Annotated in this window: 2 protein-coding genes; both read right to left on the bottom strand. The window is 64.1% G+C overall.

The features are described 5' to 3' along the window. Positions 1-841, bottom strand: an 841-nt coding sequence (locus tag BGIM_RS56345) for an ATP-binding protein (protein ID WP_020476369.1), incomplete at its 3' end; no start/stop codon positions are given. Between the two features lie 236 nt (positions 842-1,077). After that, positions 1,078-2,992 (bottom strand): Mur ligase family protein (locus tag BGIM_RS59620; protein WP_193789096.1); only part of this gene is annotated, 1,915 nt, incomplete at its 5' end.

Genomic DNA, 2,992 nt, shown 5'->3' with positions numbered 1-2,992 from the left:
GGCCGTCGCCGACCACTTGGGCCGGCTCCCGGATGGCGGCCGCCACCAGCCGCCCGCCGATGACCAGCAACCGATGGTCCTGGCCCGGAGCGTGGGTCTCGACCAGCACGCCCTGGCCTTCTCGCGCGGCTTCCGAATATGCGGCGGTGATTTGCTCGCGGGTCGTCAGGCAGGTGAACACGCCTCGGCCTTGGTTTCCGTTCCGGGGTTTCACCACCACTGGCACGCCAAGTTCCTCGGCCGCAGCCCAAGCGTCGTCGGCGTCGATGACAACCCGACCTTGTGGGACTGGCACGCCAACGCCGGTCAACACGGTTCGCGTCAATTGCTTGTCTTGGGCAATGGCCTCGGCCACGATTGGGGTGTCGTCCGTCTCGGCCGTCCAGATTCGCTTGAGCTTTTCTCCCCAACCGAGTTGCAGCAGACTCCCGGCCGTCAACCGACGGATCGGGATGCCCCGGCGACGGGCAGCCTCGGCGATGGACCGTGTGCTTGGTCCGAGCCGGGTTTGAAAGGCGAGCGCACGGAGCTTGGTTGCCTGTTGGTCGGCGTCGAATGGCTGCCCGGCTTGGGCGGCGGCCGTCCGGTCGAAGCCGGCCCGGAGACATCCTTCCCCGAGCGATGGTTCGTCGAAATCAAGGACGATGTGAAACACGCCCGGCCGTCCGGAAGGCGCGGCGATGGCCACGGAACCGTGGAAGTCGATCATGTGTTGGAAGTCACGGGCCGCGTCTAAAACGGCGGACGCCGTTTCCGGGAGGCTGGTCAATTCTCCCGCAACGACCGGCCGTTGCGACCAGCGATTCGGTCCGAGCAACACGCGGATCGGGCCGAGTTCCATGAATGTCATCCTGGGGCGCAAACCCCGATGGCAAGGCGACTACGAAAACAGGCTCCATCGGTGTCTCTTCCGAGACTGACGGAGCCTAAATGGCGACGCAAATGATGGCCCATTCAATTTGGGCCGGGCAGAAGTGGTTTAGTAATCCCGACGGTATGCCGCCACGGCGGAGAACCGGCAAAGCGATTCATCACTCCACCGGCCCAACATGCTGACTTCATCTGAAGTCGGCATTGTCAGATCTTGGCCCCTGACGTGGCCAAGATCTGCGTGTCTGCCTCCCGCAGATATTCGGCCACATATTTCCCGTAACGAGCCCGCACTTCGGCCGGCAGGGATTCGTACCCGAGGAGCCGGCCGCGACAAGCAGTCGTCTGGCACTGGCACTGACCCACTAAGAAGGCAAATTCCTTTTCAAATGTTTCGTAGTCGAGCGTCAACTCCTCGCCGGGGAAAATGTCCCGCAGCGTGTGGACTTCCAATTGCTCGACCCCGGTCTGAACCAAGACCCCGCAATTCGGGTCGCACGAGTGATTGAACAGCCGGATCGGCTCCGGCGGCTCGACGTGCAGATCCTCGGCGATCTGCATCGTGTGCATGGTCCGAACGGCGGTCACCTCGCCCCAGCCGGCGGCCACCAGCGCCCCGGCCTTCAAGGCTTGGGTGGCATACACCGCCCGGCCCAGGCTCGACTCGCCGACGCGGATGGCGTCCGCCGCGGGCCGCGCGGCGAACGCCGGCTTAGGGTTTATGTTCGGTCCTTCACGCAACGCCTGACTCATGGTAATTTCCTGCCCACCAGTAGAGAGAAATTGTTTCAGAAACACAACCCCGTCGTCGATCCGGTCCGGCTGGACGAGCAACAACTCGCCCGGCTGGCAAACGTCCAGGGCGGCCGCGATGGCAGCCATCCCGCCGTTGATCGTCGTCACTTCGCTTGTCCGCCCGCCACGGGCGATGCCCTCCCGGAACAGCCGGGAGATTTCCCCCGCCGGCCGCCCCCGGAGGTAAGTGTCCTCATACAAAACCACCCGGTCGAAGAACCCGCCGAGCAGTTCTCCCTGGTCGATAATGTCTTGGTCCCGCCGGTCGCCGGCCGCCGAATAGACGGCCGTCCGTCGGGCATGAGGAAACTGGCCAAGCGCCTCAAACAACCGTTTGAGGGCCGACACGTTATGACCGTAATCCAGTGCAACTGTGATGCCATTCACGTCCAGCAAGTTAAAGCGGGCCGGGGTTTGATCCAAACTCGGCCGGAAGGTGGCCAGCCCGTTGCGAAGCTGGTCGAGCGGCACCCCCAAGAACCAAGCGGCGGCCGTTGCGGCAAGGGCGTTCTCGACGTGAAAAGAAACGCGCCCGCCGTGGGTCAGCGGCACGGCGTCGAGACGGATTAAAATTGTTTCGGCTTGCCCGTTGGCCAGGATGATCTCACCGCCCCGGTCGAACACCGTCCGTCCGCCGGCCGCCCGATGCTCTTGGATCACCGGGTTATTCTCATCCCGCCCGAAGAAAACGATTGCCCCTTTGCAATACTTACGCATCCCGACCACCAGCGGATCGGCGGCGTTCAGCACCGCGGCCCCGGACGGGGCGGTAACCCAGACGATGGTGGATTTGACCTCCGCCAATTCCTCCGGCGTCTCGACTTCCCAAGAATCGCCCAGATGGTCGCCCAGCCCGATGTTAGTCACGATGGATACATCGCACTGGTCGTATGCCAGCCCGCCCCGGAGAATGCCGCCTCGGGCCGTCTCCAAGACGGCCGCCTGCGGTTCCGGCCGCTGAAGGATGACACGCGCGCTGCGCGGCCCGCTGCAATCGCCCGACCAGACTCGTCGGCCGCCGATCTCGACACATTCGGTGCAGCACATCCCGACCGGGTCCCACAATTGCCCGAGCAAGTGAGCGGTCAACCGGGTGGTGGTGGTCTTCCCGTTCGTCCCGGTGACGGCGACCACCGGGATTCGACTGGCCTGCGAGTTCGGGAACAGGGCGCCGACAATGTCCACGCCGATCCGACGGACACCCGCTTCTCGGAACGAGGCCAAATCCGGCTGAGCGTTCACCCCGCGAACAGACCCGCCCGCTTCTTCCAACGGGCGGCCAATATCCACCGTGTAGATCTCGATCACGGCCACATCTACCCGCAGG

It is taken from the genome of Zavarzinella formosa DSM 19928, assembly GCF_000255705.1.
Lineage (GTDB): Bacteria > Planctomycetota > Planctomycetia > Gemmatales > Gemmataceae > Zavarzinella > Zavarzinella formosa.
The sequence above is the reverse complement of the archived record's forward strand: the minus strand, read 5'-3'. Positions and strand labels throughout refer to the sequence as shown.